This is a genomic window from Actinoplanes sp. NPDC051537, assembly GCF_055586105.1.
The window spans coordinates 1-20,257 of the sequence record NZ_JBVJIU010000026.1 but is presented as its reverse complement, the minus strand read 5'-3'; the positions used below and the strand labels follow the sequence as shown (position 1 = coordinate 20,257).

Annotated in this window: 21 protein-coding genes; 11 read left to right on the top strand and 10 right to left on the bottom strand. The window is 72.0% G+C overall.

Annotated features, from left to right (window positions below; translation table 11 throughout):
• Nucleotides 1–111: 111 nt before the first annotated feature.
• A complete protein-coding gene (locus ACZ6TB_RS43565; protein ID WP_465566049.1) occupies nucleotides 112–600 on the top strand; it encodes a DinB family protein in 489 nt (162 codons plus the stop codon).
• On the opposite strand, the gene ACZ6TB_RS43560 is transcribed toward ACZ6TB_RS43565, so the two are convergent.
• The gene (locus ACZ6TB_RS43560; RefSeq protein ID WP_465566046.1) at nucleotides 597–1,427 is read right to left on the bottom strand and encodes a hypothetical protein; all 831 of its coding nucleotides are present in this window, start codon (nucleotides 1,425–1,427) and stop codon (nucleotides 597–599) included. The two genes, ACZ6TB_RS43565 and ACZ6TB_RS43560, sit on opposite strands and share 4 nt — an antisense overlap.
• 173 nt (nucleotides 1,428–1,600) lie before the next feature.
• On the opposite strand from ACZ6TB_RS43560, the gene ACZ6TB_RS43555 reads away from it, so the two are divergent.
• On the top strand, nucleotides 1,601–2,482 hold the full coding sequence (locus ACZ6TB_RS43555; RefSeq protein WP_465566044.1) for a serine hydrolase: 882 nt from the start codon (nucleotides 1,601–1,603) through the stop codon (nucleotides 2,480–2,482).
• A gap of 7 nt (nucleotides 2,483–2,489) precedes the next feature.
• Here the strand turns inward: ACZ6TB_RS43555 and ACZ6TB_RS43550 are convergent, their stop codons facing one another.
• Complete coding sequence (locus ACZ6TB_RS43550; protein WP_465566041.1) at nucleotides 2,490–3,437, bottom strand: helix-turn-helix transcriptional regulator; 948 nt, start codon at nucleotides 3,435–3,437, stop codon at nucleotides 2,490–2,492.
• 62 nt (nucleotides 3,438–3,499) lie between these two features.
• On the opposite strand from ACZ6TB_RS43550, the gene ACZ6TB_RS43545 reads away from it, so the two are divergent.
• A complete protein-coding gene (locus ACZ6TB_RS43545) occupies nucleotides 3,500–3,961 on the top strand; it encodes a DinB family protein (protein WP_465566038.1) in 462 nt (153 codons plus the stop codon).
• Between the two features lie 63 nt (nucleotides 3,962–4,024).
• Entirely contained in the window at nucleotides 4,025–4,486 is a 462-nt protein-coding gene (locus ACZ6TB_RS43540; RefSeq protein WP_465566035.1) for a VOC family protein, read from the top strand.
• Here ACZ6TB_RS43540 and ACZ6TB_RS43535 read toward each other — a convergent pair.
• The 7 genes from ACZ6TB_RS43535 to ACZ6TB_RS43505 form a co-directional block, all read right to left on the bottom strand.
• Nucleotides 4,483–4,980 carry a GNAT family N-acetyltransferase gene (locus ACZ6TB_RS43535; protein WP_465566032.1) on the bottom strand — a complete coding sequence of 166 codons (498 nt, stop codon included), beginning with the start codon at nucleotides 4,978–4,980 and terminating at the stop codon, nucleotides 4,483–4,485. The genes ACZ6TB_RS43540 and ACZ6TB_RS43535 overlap by 4 nt on opposite strands.
• A gap of 43 nt (nucleotides 4,981–5,023) precedes the next feature.
• Entirely contained in the window at nucleotides 5,024–5,902 is an 879-nt protein-coding gene (locus tag ACZ6TB_RS43530; protein WP_465566029.1) for a pyridoxal-phosphate dependent enzyme, read from the bottom strand.
• 22 nt (nucleotides 5,903–5,924) lie between these two features.
• Nucleotides 5,925–7,025 (bottom strand): aldo/keto reductase, encoded by a 1,101-nt coding sequence (locus tag ACZ6TB_RS43525; protein ID WP_465566026.1) that lies wholly within the window; start codon nucleotides 7,023–7,025, stop codon nucleotides 5,925–5,927.
• A 95-nt stretch (nucleotides 7,026–7,120) separates the two neighbouring features.
• Entirely contained in the window at nucleotides 7,121–8,080 is a 960-nt protein-coding gene (locus tag ACZ6TB_RS43520; protein WP_465566024.1) for a glycoside hydrolase family 6 protein, read from the bottom strand.
• A gap of 65 nt (nucleotides 8,081–8,145) precedes the next feature.
• The gene (locus tag ACZ6TB_RS43515; protein ID WP_465566369.1) at nucleotides 8,146–8,736 is read right to left on the bottom strand and encodes a DedA family protein; all 591 of its coding nucleotides are present in this window, start codon (nucleotides 8,734–8,736) and stop codon (nucleotides 8,146–8,148) included.
• Nucleotides 8,736–9,512 carry an MBL fold metallo-hydrolase gene (locus ACZ6TB_RS43510; protein ID WP_465566021.1) on the bottom strand — a complete coding sequence of 259 codons (777 nt, stop codon included), beginning with the start codon at nucleotides 9,510–9,512 and terminating at the stop codon, nucleotides 8,736–8,738. Before ACZ6TB_RS43510 ends, ACZ6TB_RS43515 begins: the two co-directional genes overlap by 1 nt.
• Nucleotides 9,509–10,009 (bottom strand): DUF1990 family protein, encoded by a 501-nt coding sequence (locus tag ACZ6TB_RS43505; RefSeq protein WP_465566019.1) that lies wholly within the window; start codon nucleotides 10,007–10,009, stop codon nucleotides 9,509–9,511. The genes ACZ6TB_RS43510 and ACZ6TB_RS43505 overlap by 4 nt, the downstream gene beginning before the upstream one ends.
• A 53-nt stretch (nucleotides 10,010–10,062) precedes the next feature.
• On the opposite strand from ACZ6TB_RS43505, the gene ACZ6TB_RS43500 reads away from it, so the two are divergent.
• The 5 genes from ACZ6TB_RS43500 to ACZ6TB_RS43480 are packed head-to-tail and all read left to right on the top strand — an operon-like array spanning nucleotide 10,063 to nucleotide 15,066.
• The gene (locus ACZ6TB_RS43500; protein WP_465566016.1) at nucleotides 10,063–11,001 is read left to right on the top strand and encodes a diacylglycerol/lipid kinase family protein; all 939 of its coding nucleotides are present in this window, start codon (nucleotides 10,063–10,065) and stop codon (nucleotides 10,999–11,001) included.
• A gap of 32 nt (nucleotides 11,002–11,033) precedes the next feature.
• Nucleotides 11,034–12,008, top strand: a complete 975-nt coding sequence (locus ACZ6TB_RS43495; protein WP_465566013.1) for a YihY/virulence factor BrkB family protein — start codon at nucleotides 11,034–11,036, stop codon at nucleotides 12,006–12,008.
• 9 nt (nucleotides 12,009–12,017) lie between these two features.
• A complete protein-coding gene (locus ACZ6TB_RS43490) occupies nucleotides 12,018–13,580 on the top strand; it encodes a phosphatase PAP2 family protein (protein WP_465566010.1) in 1,563 nt (520 codons plus the stop codon).
• Nucleotides 13,489–14,157 carry an endonuclease/exonuclease/phosphatase family protein gene (locus ACZ6TB_RS43485; RefSeq protein ID WP_465566007.1) on the top strand — a complete coding sequence of 223 codons (669 nt, stop codon included), beginning with the start codon at nucleotides 13,489–13,491 and terminating at the stop codon, nucleotides 14,155–14,157. Before ACZ6TB_RS43490 ends, ACZ6TB_RS43485 begins: the two co-directional genes overlap by 92 nt.
• A 9-nt stretch (nucleotides 14,158–14,166) precedes the next feature.
• Nucleotides 14,167–15,066, top strand: coding sequence for an aminotransferase class IV (locus tag ACZ6TB_RS43480; protein ID WP_465566004.1), 900 nt, complete (start codon nucleotides 14,167–14,169; stop codon nucleotides 15,064–15,066).
• On the opposite strand, the gene ACZ6TB_RS43475 is transcribed toward ACZ6TB_RS43480, so the two are convergent.
• On the bottom strand, nucleotides 15,063–18,119 hold the full coding sequence (locus ACZ6TB_RS43475) for an NACHT domain-containing protein (protein ID WP_465566001.1): 3,057 nt from the start codon (nucleotides 18,117–18,119) through the stop codon (nucleotides 15,063–15,065). The two genes, ACZ6TB_RS43480 and ACZ6TB_RS43475, sit on opposite strands and share 4 nt — an antisense overlap.
• 129 nt (nucleotides 18,120–18,248) lie before the next feature.
• Between ACZ6TB_RS43475 and ACZ6TB_RS43470 the strand changes: the two genes are divergently transcribed.
• Both ACZ6TB_RS43470 and ACZ6TB_RS43465 read left to right on the top strand, forming a co-directional pair.
• Nucleotides 18,249–19,559, top strand: a complete 1,311-nt coding sequence (locus ACZ6TB_RS43470) for a hypothetical protein (RefSeq protein ID WP_465565998.1) — start codon at nucleotides 18,249–18,251, stop codon at nucleotides 19,557–19,559.
• Between the two features lie 126 nt (nucleotides 19,560–19,685).
• Nucleotides 19,686–20,108 (top strand): DUF805 domain-containing protein, encoded by a 423-nt coding sequence (locus ACZ6TB_RS43465; protein WP_465565995.1) that lies wholly within the window; start codon nucleotides 19,686–19,688, stop codon nucleotides 20,106–20,108.
• The last annotated feature ends 149 nt before the right edge of the window (nucleotides 20,109–20,257 follow it).

Below are 20,257 nucleotides of genomic sequence, written 5' to 3'. Positions count from 1 at the left end.
GCCTTTCCGCACCTGATCGAGGAAGGCCTGCGCGGCGTTCCCGTCCATCCGCGGGAATGGGCGGCCGAGCTGAGCGGGATTGGTGAACCGGCCCTGGAACGATAAGCGACCATGAGCGACTTCTACCCGAGCCTGAGCAGCGACGAGCGGACCACGCTCACCGAGTTCCTGGAGCAGCATCGGTACGGCATCCGCGTCGCGCTCGAGGGGCTGGCCGATGAGGACGCTGCTGCCCGGCTGCTGCCGCGCACCGAGATGACCATCGGCGGGATCGTGAAGCACCTCGCGCACATGGAGGATCTCTGGTTCACGCACAAGTTCGCCGGGCGGGACTTTCCGGCGCCGTGGCCGGGCAAGGACGAGGGGTACGCGTGGCGGACGGCCGGCGACGACACGGTGGCCGAGCTCGGGGCGCTCTACGCGGCGGCATGTGAGCGCAGCCGGCAGGTGGCCGCCGGGCATGGGAGCCTCGACGATCTGGCGGCGAAGATCTCGTTCGGCAAGGGACCGGTCAACCTGCGCTGGGCGTATGTGCACGTGATCCGGGAGACCGCCCAGCACCGCGGGCACATCGACCTGATGCTGGACACGCTGCGTTAGCGGCCGTTGGCCTCCTTCTCCTCGCCACGGCGGCGGAGGATGCGCAGGCCGGGGATGCCGGAGATGGCCAGGTGCAGGTCTTCGGTCACCTCGAGCAGCTTGTGGATGTCGGGGCCGACCTGGTCGAGCTTGCCGAGCAGCGGCATCACGTCGTTGACCAGGTGGTCGCGCAGCTGGGGCAGCTGGTCGACGAGGCGGATCGCGGCCGTGACCTCGTCGGGGGACAGCTCGTCGACGAACCGGGCGGCCAGCGGCGCACCCTTGCGCAGCGTCTCCGCGTACCGCTGCAGAAGATCGGTCGCGTCGGCCGCCGCCGCCTCCGCCTGCCGGACCACGGCGGTCGCGTCGTCGCTGATGTGCGTCGCCTTGGCGATCACCCGGTCGGCCGAGCCGGTGAGCGACGACGCCTGGGCGATCACCCCGCTCGCCGTGTCGGTCAGCGCCGACGCCTGGGTGACCACCCCGGCCGCCGCGTCGGTGATGCCGCTCGCCTCGCCGACGATGGCCGACGCCGCGTGCGTGATGCCGCCGGCCTGGCCGACGACCGCCGAGGCCGCGTCGGTGATGCCGCTCGCCGCCCGGGTGATCGCCCGGGCGTCGGCGGCCGTCTTCTCGGCGTCGTCGACGACGGCGTTGACCCGGCGGATCAGGGCCTCGGCCTCGTCCGCCAGCACGGTGATCCGGCTGACCAGCAGCTCGGTCTGGCCGAGCAGGCCGAGCACCCGGACCGGCAGGGTGGCCGCGGCCGCCGCCGTCTCCACGATCTGCCCGATCGTGGCGCGGGTGAGGTCGGCGAGCGCGGCGGGGGACACCAACGGGAAGCGCATGCCTTCATCATGCGCCCGGACGTCACCCCGGGCGACGGTCACGCGCGGTGATCCGCCCGGTTCCGTAGGTCGAAAGTCTCTGTCAACTTCATATGCGCCGGGCGCGAAAGCGCGCATCATTTGCCCCGGGACGGCAGTATGGCCGAGTGCGTACTCGAACTTGGATCTTGGCGGTGGCGGCTGTGGGGATCCTCGGTGGTGCCGGTCTGGTCGGCGCGGGCATGACCCACGGCGACAGCGCGAGCGGCAGCGTGTTCACCGGGGCGTTCAAGGACGCCCCGAAGGCATCGCCGACGCCGACCGGCCCGAGCCCGGAGGAGCTGGCCGCCCAGGAGCGGGCCGAACGTGCCACGGCGCTGGACGCGGCGCTGAAGAAGTACGCGGCCACGGTGCCCGAGTTCTCGGTGGCGGTGCTCGACAAGAAGACCGGGCAGAAGTACGCGTTCCGCGGCTCCGAGAAGTACGAGACGGCGAGCGTGGTCAAGGTGCAGGTGCTGGCCTGCCTGCTGCTCACCGCCCAGGACAAGGGCCGCGACCTGACCTCGACCGAGCTGGCCCTGGCCAAGCGCATGATCCGGCTCAGCGACAACGACGCGACCACGTCGCTGTTCTCGAAGCTCGGCAAGGCGCCCGCCATCACCAGCTGCAACAAACGACTCGGCCTGACCCAGACCACCGTGAACAGCGCCTGGGGCCTGACCAGGACGACCGTCAACGATCAGGTCAAGCTGCTCGCCGAGCTCGTCGACGCCAAGGGCCCGCTCGACGAGGACTCGCGCGATCTGGCGTACACGCTGATGAACTCGGTCGACGAGGCCCAGGACTGGGGAGTTCCGGCGGCGGCCCGCACCGGCGAGAAGTTCACGGTGAAGAACGGGTGGCTGCCGCGCTCGACCGAGAGCAATCGCTGGATCATCAACTCCGTGGGCCGCATCACGAGCGGCGACACGGACGTCTCGATCGCGGTGCTGTCGCACGGGCACGCGTCGATGCCGGACGGCATCGCGGTGGTGCAGAAGGCCGCGAAGCTGACCCGCCAGTACCTGAAGTACTGATCGGCGGTCAGCCGGCGGCGTGGCGCAGGCGGTCGGCCAGGACCCGGCAGCGGTCGCGCAGCTCGGGCGGGTCCAGCGCCTCGAAGTCGTGGCCGAGCAGGGCCATGTGCATGAGGACGAAGTCGAGGCTGCCCGCGCCGCTGAGGACCTCGCAGCTCTCGGCGTCCCGCTCGCGTACGACCGCCGCCGACGCGGGCATCTGGGCGCGGACCGTCTCGGCCGGGGCGGCCACCAGGAAGCGCGCCTGATGCCGATAGACCCGGCTGGCCACGCTCTCCTGCACGTAGGTGGCGGCGTCGGGGGCCTCGCGGGGGCGGAAGCGCGCGGCGCGCGCGGCGACGTCGGACATGCGGTCGACGCGGAACGTGCGCCAGTCGGTGCGATCCAGGTCGTACGCCAGCAGGTACCACCGCCGGTCCGACGCCACCAGCCGGTAGGGCTCCACCCGCCGCCGGCCGGTCGCCCCGGCCGAGGGGTAGCCGAAACCGGCCTCGACCTCGTCCCGGCAGGCCCGGGCCAAGGTCATCAGCACCCCGGGATCGACGAGCGTGCGGCCGCCGTCGAACGACTCCACCGCGCCGGAGAGCGCCCGCACCTCGTGCCGCAGCCGGGTCGGCAGCACCCGGTCGAGCTTGGCCAGCGCCCGCAGCGCCGCGTCCCCGGCGCCGGCCACCGCGCCGCCCGCACCCGCCAGCAGGGCGACCGCGGTGGCGATCGCCTCCTCGTCGTCGAGCACCAGCGGCGGCAGGTCCTGGCCGGCGCCGAGCTGATAGCCGCCGCCGACGCCCTGGCTCGCGTGCACCGGATAGCCCAGCGCCCGCAGCCGGTCGACGTCGCGGCGGACCGTGCGCGCGGTGACGCCGAGGCGCTCGGCCAGCTCCGGACCGGTCCAGTGGCGGCGCTGGAGCAGGCCGAGCAGGGCCAGCACCCGCTCGGTCGTGCCCCGGTCCTCCATGATTTCCACTCTGCCAGAGATAGCGGACCGATCCTGTCCGCTATTCGTGCCAGGGTAGGGGCATGAACCTCAACGAGACGCTGCGCGAGCAGTGGGAGTGGCACTGGGACAACCAGGTGCGCGCCCGCCTCGACGGCCTCACCGACGACGAGTACCTCTGGTCGCCGGTGCCGGACGCCTGGAGCGTGCGGCCGCTCGCCGACGGGAAGCTCATGGTCGACTTCGCGTTCCCGCAGCCGGTGCCGCCGCCGTTCACCACGATCGCCTGGCGGCTCGCGCACGTGATCGTCGGCTGTCTCGCGCTGCGGAATGCCGCGCACTTCGGGGCGGCTCCCACCTCGTACGACCGATGGCCCTATGCCGCAAGCGCCGCCGAGGCGAGGGCGCAGCTGGAGGAGCAACTCGGCACCTGGCTCGCGGGGGGTGAAGAGCCTCGGCGAGGAGGGCCTGACCGTGCCGGTGGGCGACAAGGAGCCCTATCCGGAGCTGCCGATGGCCGCGCTCGTGCTGCACATCCACCGTGAGCTGATCCACCATCTGTCCGAGGTCTGCCTGCTGCGCGACCTATACCTGAGAGAGGGAAACCGATGAGCCGCGAAATCCAGGTCACGTTCGACACCCACGACCCCGCCGCGATCTCGCTCTTCTGGCGCGACGTCCTCGGCTACGTCCATCCCGGGCCGCCCGGGGTCGAGCTCGCCCCCGGCGCCGACCCGCTCGCCGCCTGGGACGAGTTCCTCGACCGCATGAACGTCCCGGCCGACGCCCGCAACAACCAGTCGGCCGTGCAGGATCCCGACGGCAAGGGACCGCGCCTGTTCTTCCAGCGCGTCCCCGAGGACAAGGTCGTCAAGAACCGGCTGCACCTCGACGTGCGCGCCGCGCCCGGCCTGGCCGGCGACGAGCGGATGGCCGCGCTGGAGGCCGAGTGCGACCGCCTGGTCGGGCTGGGCGCGAAACGTCTCTCCCGCAGCGAGCCGGCGCCGCCGCTGAGCCTCGGCTTCATCGTGATGGCCGACCCCGAGGGAAACGAGTTCTGCCTGGACTAACCGGCGTGGGGAAACTCGTGGTACATCACGTGCAGCCCGACGCGGCCCTCGGTGGGGTGCTCGAAGGCCCGCGGGATGGTCCCCACGATCCGGAAGCCGTGCCGCCGGTAGAGATCGACCGCCGTCAGGTTGGTCTCCACCACGGCGTTGAACTGCATGCCGGCATAGCCGCGGCGGCGCGCCCAGCCGACCGCGTACCGGCAGAGGATCGTGCCCACCCCGCCCCCGCGCGCCCCGGGGGCGACCATGAAGCTCGCCGTCGACACGTGCGAGCCCGGCCCCGGCCGGTTGGGCCCCATCTTCGCGGTGCCGAGCACCCGCCGGCCGTCGACCGCCACCACGGTCAGCCCCGGCGGTTGCTCGACCCACGTCGCGTAGGCCTGCTCCTCGGTCATCGCGGGGTCGTAGACGAAGGTCTCCGACGCCCGGACGACATCGCGGATGATCACCCAGACCTGAGGCCAGTCATCCGAGTCAAGCTCCCGAACCTCCATCCGCGGACGATATAGCGGTCACGCGGCGTACGCTGCCCGCCACCTAGGCGAATGCGAACAGACCGGGCAGTCCGCCGCTGTGCAGGAAGACCACGCGGCCGCCGGGCTTGATAGCGGCCATCGCCCGTCCGGTATAGATCGGGTCGAGGAACAGCCCCTCGGTGCGTGCCGCCAGCCGGAGCGCCGCCCGCACCGGCTCGGTCACGGTGGCGTACCCCGCGCCGATCTGCCCGCGATCGATCATCAGCGGGCCGGTCCCGTCCGGAAGCAGCGCCCGCACGACCGCCTCGCCGTCCGGGGTGGCGCCGGTGTCGACCCCGAGGACACGTTCCGGTCCCAGCTCGCTGACCAGGCCGGCCATCGTTCCGCCCGAGCCGACCGCGACCACGACGCGGTCGAAATCCTCCTGCTGGGCGATCAACTCGCGGCCGCATTCGGCATAGGCGGCCATGGACGTACGGGATGAGCCCCCGAACGGAACCAGGAACGAGCCCGCCCGTTTCGCCGCCTCGGCCGACGCCACCGCGCCGAGGTCCCGCTTCCCGGCCCAGACGATCTCGGCGCCGGCCAGCCGATCGAGCAGCAGGTTGCCGTTCGACGAGGCCGGCTCCTCGCCGGCCAGCACCAGCACGCAGGCCAGGCCCAGCCGGGCCGCCACCGCCGCCGTCGCCCGGGCGTGGTTCGACTGCGCGGCGCCGGTCGTGACCAGCGTCGTCGCGCCCGCGGCCAGCGCCTCCGCGCCCGTGAACCGCAGCTTGCGGGCCTTGTTGCCGCCCCCGCCGAGCCCGATCAGGTCGTCCCGCTTGATCCACAGCCGGTCGAGGCCGAGCTCCGCGGCGAGGCGCGGCGCCTCCTCGAGCGGCGTCGGGAACGTGCCCAGCGGCAGCGGCGCGACCATCAGTTCTCGGTCCGGCGATGACATGGATAGACGGTCGCAACGACGGTCATGGTTGGTCAACACTGCCGTTGAAGACCGGCGGGGCGTAGGAGGCGGGCTTGTCGCCGATGCCGAGGCCGGGGCTGACGATCCAGGACTGGTACTCGGGCGTGAACATCGAGTAGGGCGCGACCGCCTCGAGCGCGCCGGCCTCGTCGAGCACCCGGCGGGCGTCGGCCGGGATGTCGAAGTCGAGGGCGGCCAGGTTGCTGTCGAGCTGCTCGGTGCTGCTCGCGCCGATCACCACCGACGAGACGGCCGGCCGGGTGACGACCCAGTTGATCGCCACCTGGGCCATCGGGCGGCCGAGGTCGGCGGCCACGCTCTCGAGGGCCTCGATGACCCGCCAGTCCCGATCCCGGATCGGCGCGCCGGCGGCGTCCGGGTTGGTGAGCCGGCCCTCGCCGGTGATGCCGTCGGCGCCGCGCCGGTACTTGCCGGAGAGCAGGCCGCCGCCGATCGGGCTCCATGCGGTCAAGCCCAGGCCCAGGGTCTGCGCCATCGGCACGAACTCCGCCTCGATGACCCGGTTGACCAGCGAGTACGGCAGCTGGACCGTCACCATCGGGCTCAGGCCGTGCGCCTCGGCGTAGCTCTGGGCGCGGGCCGCGTACCAGGCCGGGACGTCGGAGAGCCCGGCATACCGGATCTTGCCGGCCCGCACGAGGTCGTCCATGGTCCGCACGACCTCCTCGGCCGGGGTGATCCGGTCCCAGGTGTGCAGCAGGTAGAGGTCGAGGTAGTCGGTGCCGAGCCGGCGCAGCGACTCCTCGACGGCCCGGACGATGTGCTTGCGCCCGTTGCCGCTCGCGTTCGGGTCGGTGGGGTCGATCGAGTTGGTGAACTTGCTGGTCAGCACCAGCCGCTCGCGGTTGCCGGCGACGGCGATCAGGCGGCCGAGGATGCGCTCGCTCTCGCCCGCGGTGTAGAAGTCGGCGGTGTCGATCAGGTTGCCGCCGGACTCGACGTACCTCCGGAAGATCGGCTCGGCCTCCTTCTCGGTCTTCCCGTACGCCGCATGCCAGCCGTCGACCCCGAAGTTCATCGTGCCGAGGGCCAGCCGGCTGACCCGCAACCCCGAGCGGCCGAGCAGGTAGTAGTGGTTCATGACCCCTCCATCGTTTTCGGACTTCTCGGTCCAGAGTTTGGGTCGCAAATTCTGAACCGGCAAGTCCAAACGCGGTGAGGAGAGGGGGATCACGCTCATCGGCCGGCGATCAGGCGCTGGGCGAGCGCCGGGTCGAAGACGCCGGCCCCGACCGTGGGCGCGACGCCGCAGGTGCCGTCGGACGTGCCCGGGTTCTTGATCCAGAGCTGGAGGGCGGCCGGGTCGGCGGTCGAGATCTTGCCCAGCTTGCGGGCGCCGGGGTTGCACCACTGGCCGTTCCCGCCGTTCCCGTTGCGGCTGGTGTCGATGACGTACCCGGCGGACAGGTGCAGGGCGGCCTTGACCCGTTCCGCGTACCGCCGGGACTCGGCCGTGCCGAGGTAGTTGGAGACGTTCACGGCGAAGCCGCGCACCCGGGCCACGCCGGCCGCGAGGAGCCGCTCGGCCATCGTCGCGGGATCGGTCCACCCGGCGTGACCGGCGTCGACGTACGTCCAGGTGTTCGGCGCCTTCTCGGCCAGCAGCCGGGTGGCGCCGGCGAGCAGCCCGAGCCTGATCTTGATCTGCGCCGCGCTCATGCAGCCGAAGTCGCCGAGCGCGTCCGGCTCGAGGACGACGATCGCGGCCCGGTCCCCGATCGCGGCCACGAAGTCGGAGATCCACTTCTGGTAGGCGGCGGGACCGGCGGCCCCGCCCGCCGACTCCGCGCCGCAGGCGTCGCGACCCGGCAGGTTGTAGGCGACCAGGACCGGCAGCCGGCCGGCGGCCCCGGCCGACCGGGTGTAGTTCGCGACCGCGAGGCCCACGTCGGCGTCGCTGTCGCCGGTGAACCAGTGGGCCATGGGCCGACCGCTGATCGCGGTGCGGATCGCGGCCGCCCGCGCGTCGGTGGGATGCGCGGCGACCCAGCGGGCGGCCGGCAGCTGCGGGTCGGTGAAGAGCCCGTGGGTGCGGCTCAGTGGGGTACCGCCCGGCGGCGCGGGGGCGGCCGGCGTCGAGTCGGCGGCGGCGGTCGGCACGACGGCGAGGGTGACCAGCACGGCGGCGATCGACATCAGGGTCGTGGTAAGTCGCCTCACACCGGTAAGGCGTCGGCCGGCCGGCGGCGTACCTGAGGGAATCAGGCCTCGGACGGGGAGCCCTGGGCCGCGGCCCGGGCCTCGCGGCGCTTGGTGATCCAGGAGATCGTCTGGTTGACGACGAGGATGAGGATCACGGCCGCCACCACGCCCTCCCACGGGCGGGCGAAGATCGAGCCGCCGGCCACGCCGATGGCGGCGTAGACGCTCGACCACAGCAGGCAGGCGGGCAGGTTGGCGACCACGAACGTGCGCCAGGAGATTCCGACGAACGCGGCCGCGAGCAGCACCGGCACCCGGCCGCCGGGGATCAGGCGGGAGACCAGCAGCACCGGGACCTGCGACTTCTCCAGGCGGTGCTTCACCGAGGCCAGGTGCTCCTCGTCGCGCAGCCAGCGCAGGCGGCGGGCCAGCTGCTCGCCGCCGAGCCGGCACATGCCGTACATGACCAGGTCGCCGACGTAGGCGCCGGCCGCCCCGAACGCGATCACCAGGACGATCGTGAGCGGGTGGTGCTCGTGGAAGGCGAGCGTGGCCGCGCCGCTGACCGCCGCGCCGGTGGGCACGATCGGGATGATGGCGCCGAACGCGACCACGGCGAACAGCCAGGCCATGGCGCCCAGGTAGGCCATCACCGGCCGGGCTCCACGGTCAGCGACTCGCCCTGGGCCAGCACCCGCACCCGGGTGTCGGGGGCCGCGTGGGCGGCCAGCTCGGCGAAGCGGGGGCCGGGCTCGCGGAACATGTGCGACCGGAACCGGCCCATGCCCACCGGCCAGAGCGAGCCGTAGTGCACCGGGACCGCCCAGGCCGCCTTGGCCCGGCGCACCGCCTCGGCCGCCGCCGCGGCGTCGAGGTGGTGGTGCGAGCCGAGCGTCGGGCCCCAGCCGCCGACCGGGATCAGCGCGAGGTCGAGCGGGCCGATCTCGGTCATCTCGTCGAACAGGCCGGTGTCGCCGGCGAACCAGGTGCGCGCGGCGCCCTCGACGACGTAGCCGATGGCCAGCGCGCGCTCCCGCGACCAGGGGCCGCGCCCGCCCTCGTGGGCGGCGGGGACGGCCCGCACCCGGACCGCGCCGATCGCCGTGTCCTCGCCGGGGGCGAGCTCGACGCAGCGTGCCGCGTAGGCCGGGCCGAGCGTCTTGGCGACGAAGGCGGCGGCGCCGCGGGGGACGACCAGGGTCGGGGCGCCGGCGATGAGCCGGAGCGACGCCAGGTGGAAGTGGTCGGCGTGCAGGTGAGACAGGAGCACCGCGTCGGGCGGGCCGGGCAGCACCGGGGTGGGGCCGGCGATCCGCCGCAGGTGCGCGACGCGGTCGGTGAGCACGGGGTCGGTCAGCAGCGTGGCGCCCGAGTCGGCGAGCCACACGGTGCTGTGCCCCCACCAGGTGACGGTCGTCGTGCTCACGCGTTCACGGTACAGAGGCGTTTCAGCGCCCGGCCCAGCAGACGCGCGTACGCCCGCTGCACCAGTACGGCGGCCGGTCCGGCGAGCTTCATCGGCAGACGGGCCGGGCGGCTGTACGCGGTGACCGTGAACCAGACGCTGTCGTCGGCCTTGTGCTCGACGACGAAGGCCTCCTCGCCCGACGCCTGGTGGCCGGGCAATGTCCCGTACCCCCAACCGGTCTTCTTCTCGTTCCGGAGAGACCAGACCACCTCGCACGGCACCGTGAGCGGGCCGGCGCCGACGCGGAGGCGCACGCCGGGCGACGCCTCGGACGCCGTGGTGGAGACCCGGGCCCCCATCGCGCGGTGCATCCGGAAGGTCAGCACCGCCTCCCCGGCCCGCCGATACAGGTCCGCGCCGGAGCCGAGCGGCATGCGGAACAACAGATGCCGGAATCCGGGCGGCCGCAGGCCGGTCTCGGTGCCACCGACGGGCGTGTATGTCAAGTCACTCACCCGTTCATGATTCCCGAGTCGCCACCTTCCCACTCCTCCGGCACACTGACGGCGTGACTGGTCCCCGCAGCGCGGTCGTGGTCAATCCCGCCAAAGCCCCCGATGAACTGCGCGCCGACGTTGAGCGGGCGCTGTCCGAGGCCGGCTGGCCGCGGCCCAAGTGGTACGAGACGACGCCCGAGGACCCCGGCCGGGGCCAGGCGCGGCAGGCGATGAAGGACGGCGCCGAGCTGATCTTCGCGTGCGGCGGCGACGGCACCGTGATGGCCGTGGTGACCGCCCTGGCCGGCACCGACGTGGCGATGGCCGTGCTGCCGGCCGGCACCGGCAACCTGCTGGCGGCCAACCTCGGCCTGGCCGGCGAGCCGGCGACCGGCGTGCAGGTGGCGATCGAGGGCGGCCGCCGCCGGATCGACGTGGGCGTGGTCGGCGACCGCTGCTTCGCGGTGATGGCCGGCATGGGCTTCGACGCCCAGATGCTGGCCGGCACCTCGGAGAAGGCCAAGAAGCGGCTCGGCTGGATCGCGTACGTCGGCGGGGCCCTCAAGCACCTGCGGGACCGGCCGATGCGAGCCCGGATCGAGCTCGACGGCGGCGCCCCGATGCCGCGCCGCCCGCGCACGGTGATCGTCGGCAACGTCGGCCGCCTCCAGGGCGGGGTGCGGCTGCTCAGCAAGGCCGACCCGGCCGACGGCCAGCTCGACGTGGCCATCCTCAGCCCCAACAACCTCGGTCACTGGGCGAGCCTGGCGTGGGCGGTGGTCCGGCGCCGCGAGCGGGTGCCGCTGATGGAGACGTACACGGCCTCGCGGGTGGAGATCTACGCGCGCAGCAGCCAGCCGCGGCAGCTCGACGGCGATCTCATCGAGCCCGGCCGCGCCCTGAAGATCTCGATCAAACCCCGGGCGCTCCTGCTCTGCGTGCCGGTTCCGGACAGCGACCCCGATCTGGCGTACGACGCGAAGGCCGCGGCCGACCGCGCCAAGTCGTGAGCTCGACCGAGCCCGTCCCCGAGACGCGGGACATGAGCGGGGACGAGCTCTCCGCCGACGACGCCCTGCTGGCCCTGCGCCGCTACGGCCGCTGGCCGCTGGTGCGCGACGCGTTCGTCCGGTTCCGCTACGGCGACGGGTTCAGCCACGCCCGGGCGTTCGCCTTCCAGCTCTGCCTCGCCGTCGTCCCGTTCATGATCGCGTTCGCCGGGCTGGCCGCCGACCTCGGTGCGGAGGCGCCGGGCCAGGTGGTGGCGGACACGATCGGCGCCGTCACCCCCGGCGCCAGCGAGCCGCTCGTCCACGACCTGCTCGCCGACACCCATCGCAGCCGCAACGCCGGCGAGCTCGCCCTGACCCTCGGTCTGATCACCGGGCTGGTGGCGCTCACCACCGCGATGGCCCAGATCGAGCGCGGCGCCAACCGCATCTACGGCGTCGAGCGGGACCGTCCGGCGCTGGCGAAATACGTCCGGGCCGCGATCCTCGCGCTGGTGGCCGGGCTGCCCGCGCTCTTCGGCTTCCTGCTGCTGGTCGCCGGCCACCCGTTCAGCGAGTCGGCCGAGAAGCACTGGCAGTGGGCCCGGCACCTGGAGACCCTCTGGGACGTGGTGCGCTGGCCGGTGAGCCTCGGCCTCATCGTGGTCGCGGTGGGACTGCTCTTCCGGTACGCGCCCCGCCGCCACCAGCCGGCGCTGTCCTGGCTGATGTTCGGGGCGGTGGTGTCGACCGTGCTGTGGTGGGGGGCGAGTCTGCTCCTGGCCGGGTACGTGAAGGTCAGTGGCGGGTTCGGCGCCACCTACGGCCCGTTGACCGCGATCATCGCGTTGCTGCTGTGGGCCAACCTGACCGGCATCGCGATCTTTCTGGGCATCGCCTTCGCCGCCCAGCTGGAGGCGCGGCGGGCGGGCGCTCGCCGTCCGGCCAAGCAGGACTCCTGGAAACCGGGCGCCACCGATGTGCCGAAGCCGCGCCGGCGCGGTGTACGCGCTTTTCCGCCTGGGTAACGAAATAGCGTGACGGATAACCGAGTGGTGGAACGAGCTGGTTGGTCGCCCCTGCGGCACTTCGCCGAGCGCAGCGTGCTGGGCCTGGCCGCGGTGGTGGCGGCCGGCCTCGCGTTCGGGACGCTGCTGCTGCTCGTGCGCTACCACTGGACGCCGCTGCAGCACCTCGACCAGTCGATCGCGAACGGGCTCAACGGCCTGGTCGCGCCCCACCCGCCGGCGGTCGCCGTGCTCAAGGGCATCTCGACGGCCGGCGGGCGGAGTTTCCTGCTGCCGCTCGTGGTGATCGTGGTGATCCTACTGCTGATCCGGCGGCGGCCGCGGCTCGCGATCTACCTGTCGGTGACCGGGATCGGCGCGTTGCTGCTCGACCCGTCGCTCAAGACGCTGGTCGGCCGGGTGCGGCCGGTGGTGGCCGACCCGGTCGCGGTCGGCGGCGGGAACAGCTTCCCGAGCGGGCACACGCTGGGTTCCACGATCGTGTACGGGGCTCTCACCCTGGTCTTCCTGTCGCTGGCGCGCGGCAAATGGCGCTGGTGGCTGGTCGGCGCGGCGGGGCTGCTGGTCTTCGCGATCGGGCTGAGCCGCATCGGGCTCGGCGTGCACTTCCTCTCCGACGTCCTCGCCGGGTGGGCCCTCGGGCTCGCGTGGATCAGCGTCACCGCGTACGCCTTCCGGGTCTGGCGCCGCGAGGCCGGTCATGCCACCCCGCCGCTCGCCGAGGGTCTCGAACCCGAGGCCGCCCCCGACCTCGCCCCCGCCCCCGGCGAGGGGCCGCTCCTGCCGCACCCGTGGGCCAAGGGCGCCGAGATCCTGGTCGGCTGGACGCTCACCTTCGGCCTGCTCTACCTGCTCGGCTACACGGTGACCCGCTGGTCGCCGCACTTCGACGACGCGGTGCCGCGGTGGCTGCAGACCTTCCGCACCCCGGCGCTGGACCACCTCAGCTGGTACTGGAGCAAGGCCGGCGACACGCACGCGATCCTCGCCGTCTCGCTGGTCTTCTGCCCGCTCGCGCTCGCGCTCTGGCGGCAGTGGCGCCCGGTGCTGTTCCTGGTGCTCGCCATGTTCGGCGAGCTCACGCTGTTCCTGGTCACCGCCGCCGCGACCGGGCGGCCGCGACCGGCCGCCGAGCACCTGGACGGGCAGCTGCCGACGTCCTCGTTCCCGTCCGGGCACATCGCCGCCACCATGTGCCTGTGGACGGCGATCGCGCTGATCGTGACCGCCCGCACCCGGGCCTGGTGGCGCTGGATCTTCGTGGCGCTGGCCGTGATCATGCCGATCGGGGTGGCCGTGTCCCGGATGTACCGCGGCATGCACCACCCGACCGACGTGCTCGGCGCGTTGCTGCTCATGGTCTGCTGGCTCTCCGTGCTGTGGTTCACGGTGCGCCCGAACGAGGGGGCCTACCTGCATGCGAATCTTGACGTGGAACATCCTGAACGGCGGCCAGGACCGGCTGGACGCGATCGTTACGGTGCTCCGGCGCGAACGGCCCGACCTGCTCGCGCTCCAGGAGCTGCGCGGGTGGGACCGCCGGCACAGCGGGCGAATGCGGACGGTCGCTGACGCCACCGGGATGGTGCCGCACCTGGCCCGGTCGGTTTTCGGCCAGCCGGTGGCCGTGCTGGTCCGGCCGCCGCTGCGGATCGTCAAGCGCCGCTCGATCTCCTGGCGCATGCATCACGCCGCGGCTGCCGTGCGCCTCTCCGACGGCCTGACGTTCGTGAGCACCCACCTCAACCCGTGGTCGGGGGAGCGCCGGCGGCGGGAGGCGGTCTTCCTGGCCGCCCGTTTCCGCGGCGACGTGATCATCGCGGGGGACCTGAACTCGCTCGACCCGCACACCGACCACACCGCGTCGCTCGCCGGGATCGACGCCCGCCGCCACCTGCTGCCGTCCGGCGACGTGGACACGCGGGCGATCGCGGCGTTCGAGGCGGCCGGCCTCCAGGACTTATGGCGAAATCTCGGGTCAAATGATGGCCATAGCGTGCCGACCGCGGTCGGCGGGGCCGAGTTCGGATCGATGCGGCTGGACTATGTGCTCGCTCACCCGTCCTTTCGCTCTGGCGACGTGCGCGTGCTGCGCGACGAGGTGACCGCCCACGCATCGGATCATTTTCCGCTGCGGGCCGACCTATGATCGACGGCGATGCTGCAGACGTATGACGAGCGCAACGCCGGCCTCCGCTACTGGGTGAACGGCGAGCTGCTGCACCGCGACCAGCCCGGCCTGTCCCCGTTCGACTCGGTGGTGCAGGGCGGCGACGCGGTCTGGGAGGGCCTGCGCCTCTACCGGGGCGCGATCTTCGGCCTGCGCGAGCACCTGGCGCGGCTGCGCCGCTCGGCGACGGCGCTGAACTTCGCCCACATCCCCACCGACGACGAGATCATCGCGGCGGTGACGGCGACGCTGCGGGCCAACGACATGCGGGACGGCGTGCACGTACGGCTGACGCTGACCCGGGGGGTCAAGGTGACCAGCGGCATGGACCCGCGGCTCAACCGCTCGGGCCCGACGCTGATCGTGCTGGCCGAGCACAAGCCGCCCGTCTACGACACGAGCGGCCTGCGCCTGGCGACCGCGAGCGTGCGCCGCCCCGGCCCCGACGTGCTCGACCCGAAGATCCACCACGCGAACCTGCTGAACTCGATCCTCGCCAAGATCGAGGCCACCGCCGCCGGCGCCGACGACGCCCTGATGCTCGACCAGCGCGGCTTCGTCGCCGAGACCAACGCGACCCACCTGTTCGCCGTGGTCGCCGGCGGCCTGCTGACGCCGACCACCGCGTCCTGCCCCGAGGGCATCACCCGCGAGACGGTCCTGATGCTGGCGGCCGCGGAGGGCATCGAAACCAGCGTCCGCGACGTCTCCCTGACCGAGATGTACAACGCCGACGAGGTCTTCTGCACCGGCACGATGGGCGAGATAGCCGGCGTGACCGTCATCGACGGCCGCCCGATCGGCGCGGGCGAGGTCGGCCCGGTGACGACCCGCCTGGCGCGCACCTATCAGCGGCACGCGGCGGACAACGGCGTACGCGTGCTTTAGGCGTCGTCGAACAGCGGCGGAAACTCGGCGGTGCGGATCACGCGGCCCCGGAAGGCCGAGCCACCCTGGGTGGCGACCCGGTCCGGGACGTACACGTGCAGGTCGTTGGTCTTGTCCCCGAGGGAGCTGAGCTTGACGAACCGCGCCGCCGGCTGGGCCAGCTGCAACGTCCGCAGCTTCTTGAGGCGGCCGGCGAAGGCCAGGTTGACCACCATGTCGCCGGTGTAGCGGATGCGCAGCGCGATCAGGTTCTCGAGGGCGGCCAGCGGGGACGGATCCAGCCACGACCGCCCGACGTTGATGTCGAGGTGCGTGATCCGGTCCCACTTGGTCACCTCGGTCAGCGTGGCCCGGACGCACGCCTCGATGGTCAGGCTGCGCAGCGCGGGCGGGGCGGCGGCGTTCGCGTCGAAGTCGTTGACCTGGAGGTGCTCGAGCCAGTCCACCAGGTGTACGTGGCGCAGCAGCACCGGGTCGGGCAGGTGCAGCCGCCGGGCGGCCGACGAGGTCAGTCGCCCGCCGTGCCGGGACATCACCTCGGTGGCGAACGGGACGGCCTCCAGGTTGCCCCAGGCCCGCACCAGCTCGTCGGCGAGGCCGTCGAACTGGCCGGCGATGTCGGCGATGATCGGGATCGCGTCGGGACCGCCGACCGTCGCGGCGATGCGCACCGAGATGGCGGCCTGCTCGGGCGTCTGCGGCGGCCGCTGCGCGAGCAGGTCCAGCACCATCTCGCCGACCGCGGCCAGCGCCGGCACGTCCTCCATGGACCGCGGCGGGAACAGGTCGGCGGCCATGCCCTCGATCTCGGTCCGCTGCTCCGGATTGAGCTGCGGCGCCGCCTGCAGGCAGGCCAGCAGCAGCAGCTTCAGCCGGTGCGGCCGGGTCGATCCGGCCACCTGCTTGATCATCTGGGCGAGCAGCTCGGTGCGCTGGCGTGGCTGGGCGTGTGCCGACGCCATCACGATGACCTCGCGGAACTGGTCGTCCTCGGCATGCTCGGCGAGGTAGCCGATGTCGTCGGCGTCCACCGCGGCCTTGCCGGCCAGATATTCCTGGAAGGTGCGGTGGATGAAGTCGACGCGGTCGACCACCGGCCGGCGTAGCAGCCCGCTGCGCTCGATCAGGTCGGCCAGCACGGCGGGCGCCTCGTGCGGCAGCGCCGGCAGCACCTTCATCGACCGCCTGACCTGCTCGACCGCCCGATCCACGGTGGTGTCCGACCAGCCGTTGCGGACCAGGAACAGGGCCAGGTCCTGGAGAACGACGACCCTTTGCTCGTACGTCATCCCGATCGTGCCCTGGACGTCGCGGGCTCGGTCGCGCAGATCCAGCAGCATCTCCAGCGCGGCCTGGTAGACGCCCATCCGGTTACGGGGGAGCGCCCCGCTGCGGTCCCGGTTCAGCGCGCAGAGCAACGCGCACAGCAGCGGGTTGATGCAGAGCGCTCGCAGGAACCGGTCGGTCTCGATCAGGCCGATCAGCGCGATGCGCTCGCCGTCGATGCGCTCCCGTTCGTCCTTGTCGCGGACCATCTGGCGTACCGCGTCGTGCCACCGGTCGATGAACGCCCGGATCTCCCGGACCTTCATCGGCTCCAGCTGCGCGGGCTGGAAGCCGGCGAGCGTCCACCCGTCGTCGAGCGCGGCCGGCCGCGAGGTGACGACGAACCGGCACGACGGGAACTCGCCGACCAGGTCCTCGAGCCACTGGCGCGCCTGCGCGCGGCGTCCCTCGGGCAGCTCGTCCACGCCGTCGATCAGGATGAGGCCCTGGCCGGCGTGCAAGATGTTGTGCACCCAGCCCTTCGGCATCTCGTCGAGGAGGTTGCGGGCCGCCTCGGCGGGGAAGGCCTCGGGTGCGGGCAGGGTGTCGTGCGCGTACCGCCGAAGCGGGATGACGAACGGAATCGACCCGTTCCATCCGCCGATGGGTCCCTCGAAGTCCTGCCGGGCGGCGCGGACCGCGAGCCAGTGCAGCAGGGTGGTCTTCCCGGAGCCGGCCTCCCCGATGAGCAGATGGCGATCGCCGCGGGCGAGCAGATCCTCGACCCGCGCGTCGGTCAACGGCTCGTCGGCCGCTTCGCCGACGGCCGGCGATTGACCGACGGATTCGAGCAGCCGCGAGTGCAGGCCCTCCAGGATCTCGGGATAGCCATCCCGCGAGAGGTTCAGTCCGGTCAGGACGCCGCCCACATGATCATGTCGGCGGCCCGACCATCTCCCTCGTGCCGGCCAGAGCGCGAGTAGAGTGCCGAGCGGGCTCGGCACGGGCTCGGCGAGAAGGAGCTTCCCGACGGCCGCCTCCCGTTGCCTCATCGCGAACGTGGACTCGGCGCGATGCCGCCGGTCGTCCAGCGCCGCGAGGCTCACGTAGGCCACCGACAGCGGGTACTGCCGCGACGACTGCTCGGACAGGGCCGCCCCGAGGATCTCGAGGCGGTCGAACTTGCGGGCGACGGCCCGCAGATACCGCCCCGTGAACTCGTCGGCCCCGGTCGCCGAGGGCAGGCGTTCCAGCAGGTCCCGAAGCTGCTCGGTGATCGAGGCCGACCGCTCCAGCAGGGCCGTGAAGACGTTCTTCTCGAACTTCGGCAGCGCGGACACCGTCTCCACGACGTACGCGCAGGTCTCCCCGAGCAACCGCCGGTAGAAAGCCTCGGCCTCCTCGTCCAGTGCCGCCGCGTCGAGCGTCCGGGTCGCGACGTCGGCGAGGCTCCGCTCCAGCTCCCGGGCGTCGAGGTTGGCCCGCACGACGAGGTCGGCGCTGATCGCCGCCCGCTCCAGGGTGTCGGTCACCGCGTCGACCGCCGCCCGGCGCTCGTGGTCGGACAGTTCCCGCTCGCCCTGGAGAAACGCCTCCATCCGCACCGCGACGGTGTCCGAGCACTCGTCGAAGAACCGCCGCACCCGGTTGCGTTCCACCCGGTCGTGAATGCGGCCCGCGATGACGCTGGTGAGCCCGTCGGCGGCCCCGGCGACGGGCCCGGCCCACAGCCGCAACACCGTCCGCACCACCGCTTCACCGATCTTGATGGCTGCGTCGCTCGTCATGCAGCGGCCCCTTCGCCACGATGCGGCACCGGAGCACCGATGATCCCACGCCTCGTGTTTGACGGCCGTGAGGCCGTCGGGTCACCCTGGGCGGGGACCGTGGGAAGCACGTAGCGGAAGGCAACGCCCGTGGTACACATCATCGCGCTCCAGCCGAGCCCGCTGCTCGATCCGCTGCCCGAATCGACATCGGACGGCCGTACGTCCGTGGCCGTCAGCCTCGACCACTACACGGGCTGGGATGATCTGTTCACCCGGCAGCCCGCCGCCGACGACTACCTGCTGGCGAGTGGCGACTACCGGGACTGGGGCAAATGCCGGATCGACCGGGCGAATACGGCCGATCAACGGCGCGTGATCCGGTACGCCGATGCGCAGCGCAAACCCTGGGATCACGACGCCGGCGAAGCGATCGTCACGGGCTTCGAGTTTCTGAACGGCGCCGCCCATTGGGTGGTTCAGGGTCTCACCCTGCGCGGGCGCGACTCGACCGCCTGCTACGTCCGCCCCGGGGCGGAGCACATCGTGTTCGACTCGATGCTGGTCGAGGATTTCGGCGCGTACGGGTTCCGGCTGCTCGGCAACTACTCGACCGTCCAGAACAGTGTCATCCGCGGGATGGCGCCGGGGGTGGACGGCTGCGCGGTCGAGATCAGGGTGCTGGACGCGCCCAACGTCGGAAACCGCGTGCTGGACAACGAGATCTACGACTGCAACGACGGCGTCGGCGTCATCTGGAACTCCCGAAAGGACGCCGACCACTACGTCGAATGCCGTGACGTGGTCGTCGAGGGCAATGATCTGTATCTGACCGCCGACCGCCACGTCATCCTTCCCGCCGGCTGTTACGCCGCGGCCGAGAACGCGGTCGACATCAAGGCCGGACCCCGCAGCGTGCCGGAGCCGATGAGGTTCGCCGGCAACCGGATGTGGGGATTCCGCCGCACGGTGCCCGGCGACGACGGGCCGGCCTCGGACGGCGCGGCGGTCACGATCCACCGCGGGGCCCAGCGCATTCTCTTCGAACGCAACGTCATCTTCGATTGTCCCATCGCGTTCCACGAAGTCGTCCGGGATCGGGAGGACCCGAACCAGGGAGACCGCGAGGTCGTCCTCCGCGCCAACATCATCTCCTTGATGTGCCCGCACAACGACGAGGACCCGGGCGCGGTGCTGCGGACCCGCACGTCCTTCCGGCTCGAGGACAACGTGCTGTCCCACAGCCACACGCTGTCCACACTGGCGAAGGTCGGTGGTGGCGACGTGTTCGACGGCAACGTGCTGCACGACACCCCGCTCGGGCAGGCCGGCGATGACTGGACGGCCGGCACGAACCGCATCGCCGGCGACGGCGAGATGCGTGACGTGCTGGTCGCGTGCCGGCGGTGGACACACCCCGCACTGATCAACCTGCACGGCGCGGTTCCCAGCGATTCCTGATCCGTTTCAGAGCGGCATCAACGCCGTTTCAGCGCCCTCCGGCATGGTCGGAGGGTCTACCGGTCCGCCTCCACTCGCCCTACGATCGACCGCAATCGAACCCTCGACCTTCTCGCGAGGTGCCTCATGTCGTTCCAAGACGCCGTCAGGACTTGCCTTCAGCGAAAGTACGCGGACTTCCACGGCCGCGCTCGCCGTTCGGAGTACTGGTTCTTCTTCCTGTTCACCGCGATAGTCGGCATCGTCGGTGGCATTCTCGACACGATCCTCGGTTTCCGGGGAGCGCCGTACAACACCACGGGCCCGATCCAGGGCATCCTTCAGCTGGCCCTGCTCCTTCCGGGTCTGGCCGTGGGCGCGAGGCGGCTGCACGACACCGGCCGGTCCGGCTGGTGGCTGCTCATCGGCCTCATCCCGATCGTCGGCTGGATCATTCTCCTGGTGTTCTTCCTGCAGGACAGCCACCCGGCGAACCAGCACGGTCCTAACCCGAAGGCCCCCGTCGGAGGCCCGGGCTACAGCCCCGCGCCGCCGCCACAGCAGTACTGAGCCCGGACGGGGCCGCCGCCGTGACGGCGGCCCCGGGGGGGGGGGGGGGGGGGGGGGGGGTTTTCTTTCCGGTGCCCTCCCGCAGCATTCCCACTCCGCGAAGCCGCCGGGGGGGGTCATCACCAAGGAGAGAGGGCGGGTGGGGTGCG

Coding starts and splice junctions, on each gene's coding strand:
- ACZ6TB_RS43565 (WP_465566049.1), top strand. CDS start 112: ATGAGCGACTTCTACCCGAGCCTGAGCAGCGACGAGCGGACCACGCTC.
- ACZ6TB_RS43560 (WP_465566046.1), bottom strand. CDS start 1,427: ATGCGCTTCCCGTTGGTGTCCCCCGCCGCGCTCGCCGACCTCACCCGC.
- ACZ6TB_RS43550 (WP_465566041.1), bottom strand. CDS start 3,437: ATGGAGGACCGGGGCACGACCGAGCGGGTGCTGGCCCTGCTCGGCCTG.
- ACZ6TB_RS43545 (WP_465566038.1), top strand. CDS start 3,500: ATGAACCTCAACGAGACGCTGCGCGAGCAGTGGGAGTGGCACTGGGAC.
- ACZ6TB_RS43540 (WP_465566035.1), top strand. CDS start 4,025: ATGAGCCGCGAAATCCAGGTCACGTTCGACACCCACGACCCCGCCGCG.
- ACZ6TB_RS43535 (WP_465566032.1), bottom strand. CDS start 4,980: ATGGAGGTTCGGGAGCTTGACTCGGATGACTGGCCTCAGGTCTGGGTG.
- ACZ6TB_RS43530 (WP_465566029.1), bottom strand. CDS start 5,902: ATGTCATCGCCGGACCGAGAACTGATGGTCGCGCCGCTGCCGCTGGGC.
- ACZ6TB_RS43525 (WP_465566026.1), bottom strand. CDS start 7,025: ATGAACCACTACTACCTGCTCGGCCGCTCGGGGTTGCGGGTCAGCCGG.
- ACZ6TB_RS43520 (WP_465566024.1), bottom strand. CDS start 8,080: ATGTCGATCGCCGCCGTGCTGGTCACCCTCGCCGTCGTGCCGACCGCC.
- ACZ6TB_RS43515 (WP_465566369.1), bottom strand. CDS start 8,736: ATGGCCTACCTGGGCGCCATGGCCTGGCTGTTCGCCGTGGTCGCGTTC.
- ACZ6TB_RS43495 (WP_465566013.1), top strand. CDS start 11,034: ATGAGCGGGGACGAGCTCTCCGCCGACGACGCCCTGCTGGCCCTGCGC.
- ACZ6TB_RS43480 (WP_465566004.1), top strand. CDS start 14,167: ATGCTGCAGACGTATGACGAGCGCAACGCCGGCCTCCGCTACTGGGTG.
- ACZ6TB_RS43475 (WP_465566001.1), bottom strand. CDS start 18,119: ATGACGAGCGACGCAGCCATCAAGATCGGTGAAGCGGTGGTGCGGACG.
- ACZ6TB_RS43465 (WP_465565995.1), top strand. CDS start 19,686: ATGTCGTTCCAAGACGCCGTCAGGACTTGCCTTCAGCGAAAGTACGCG.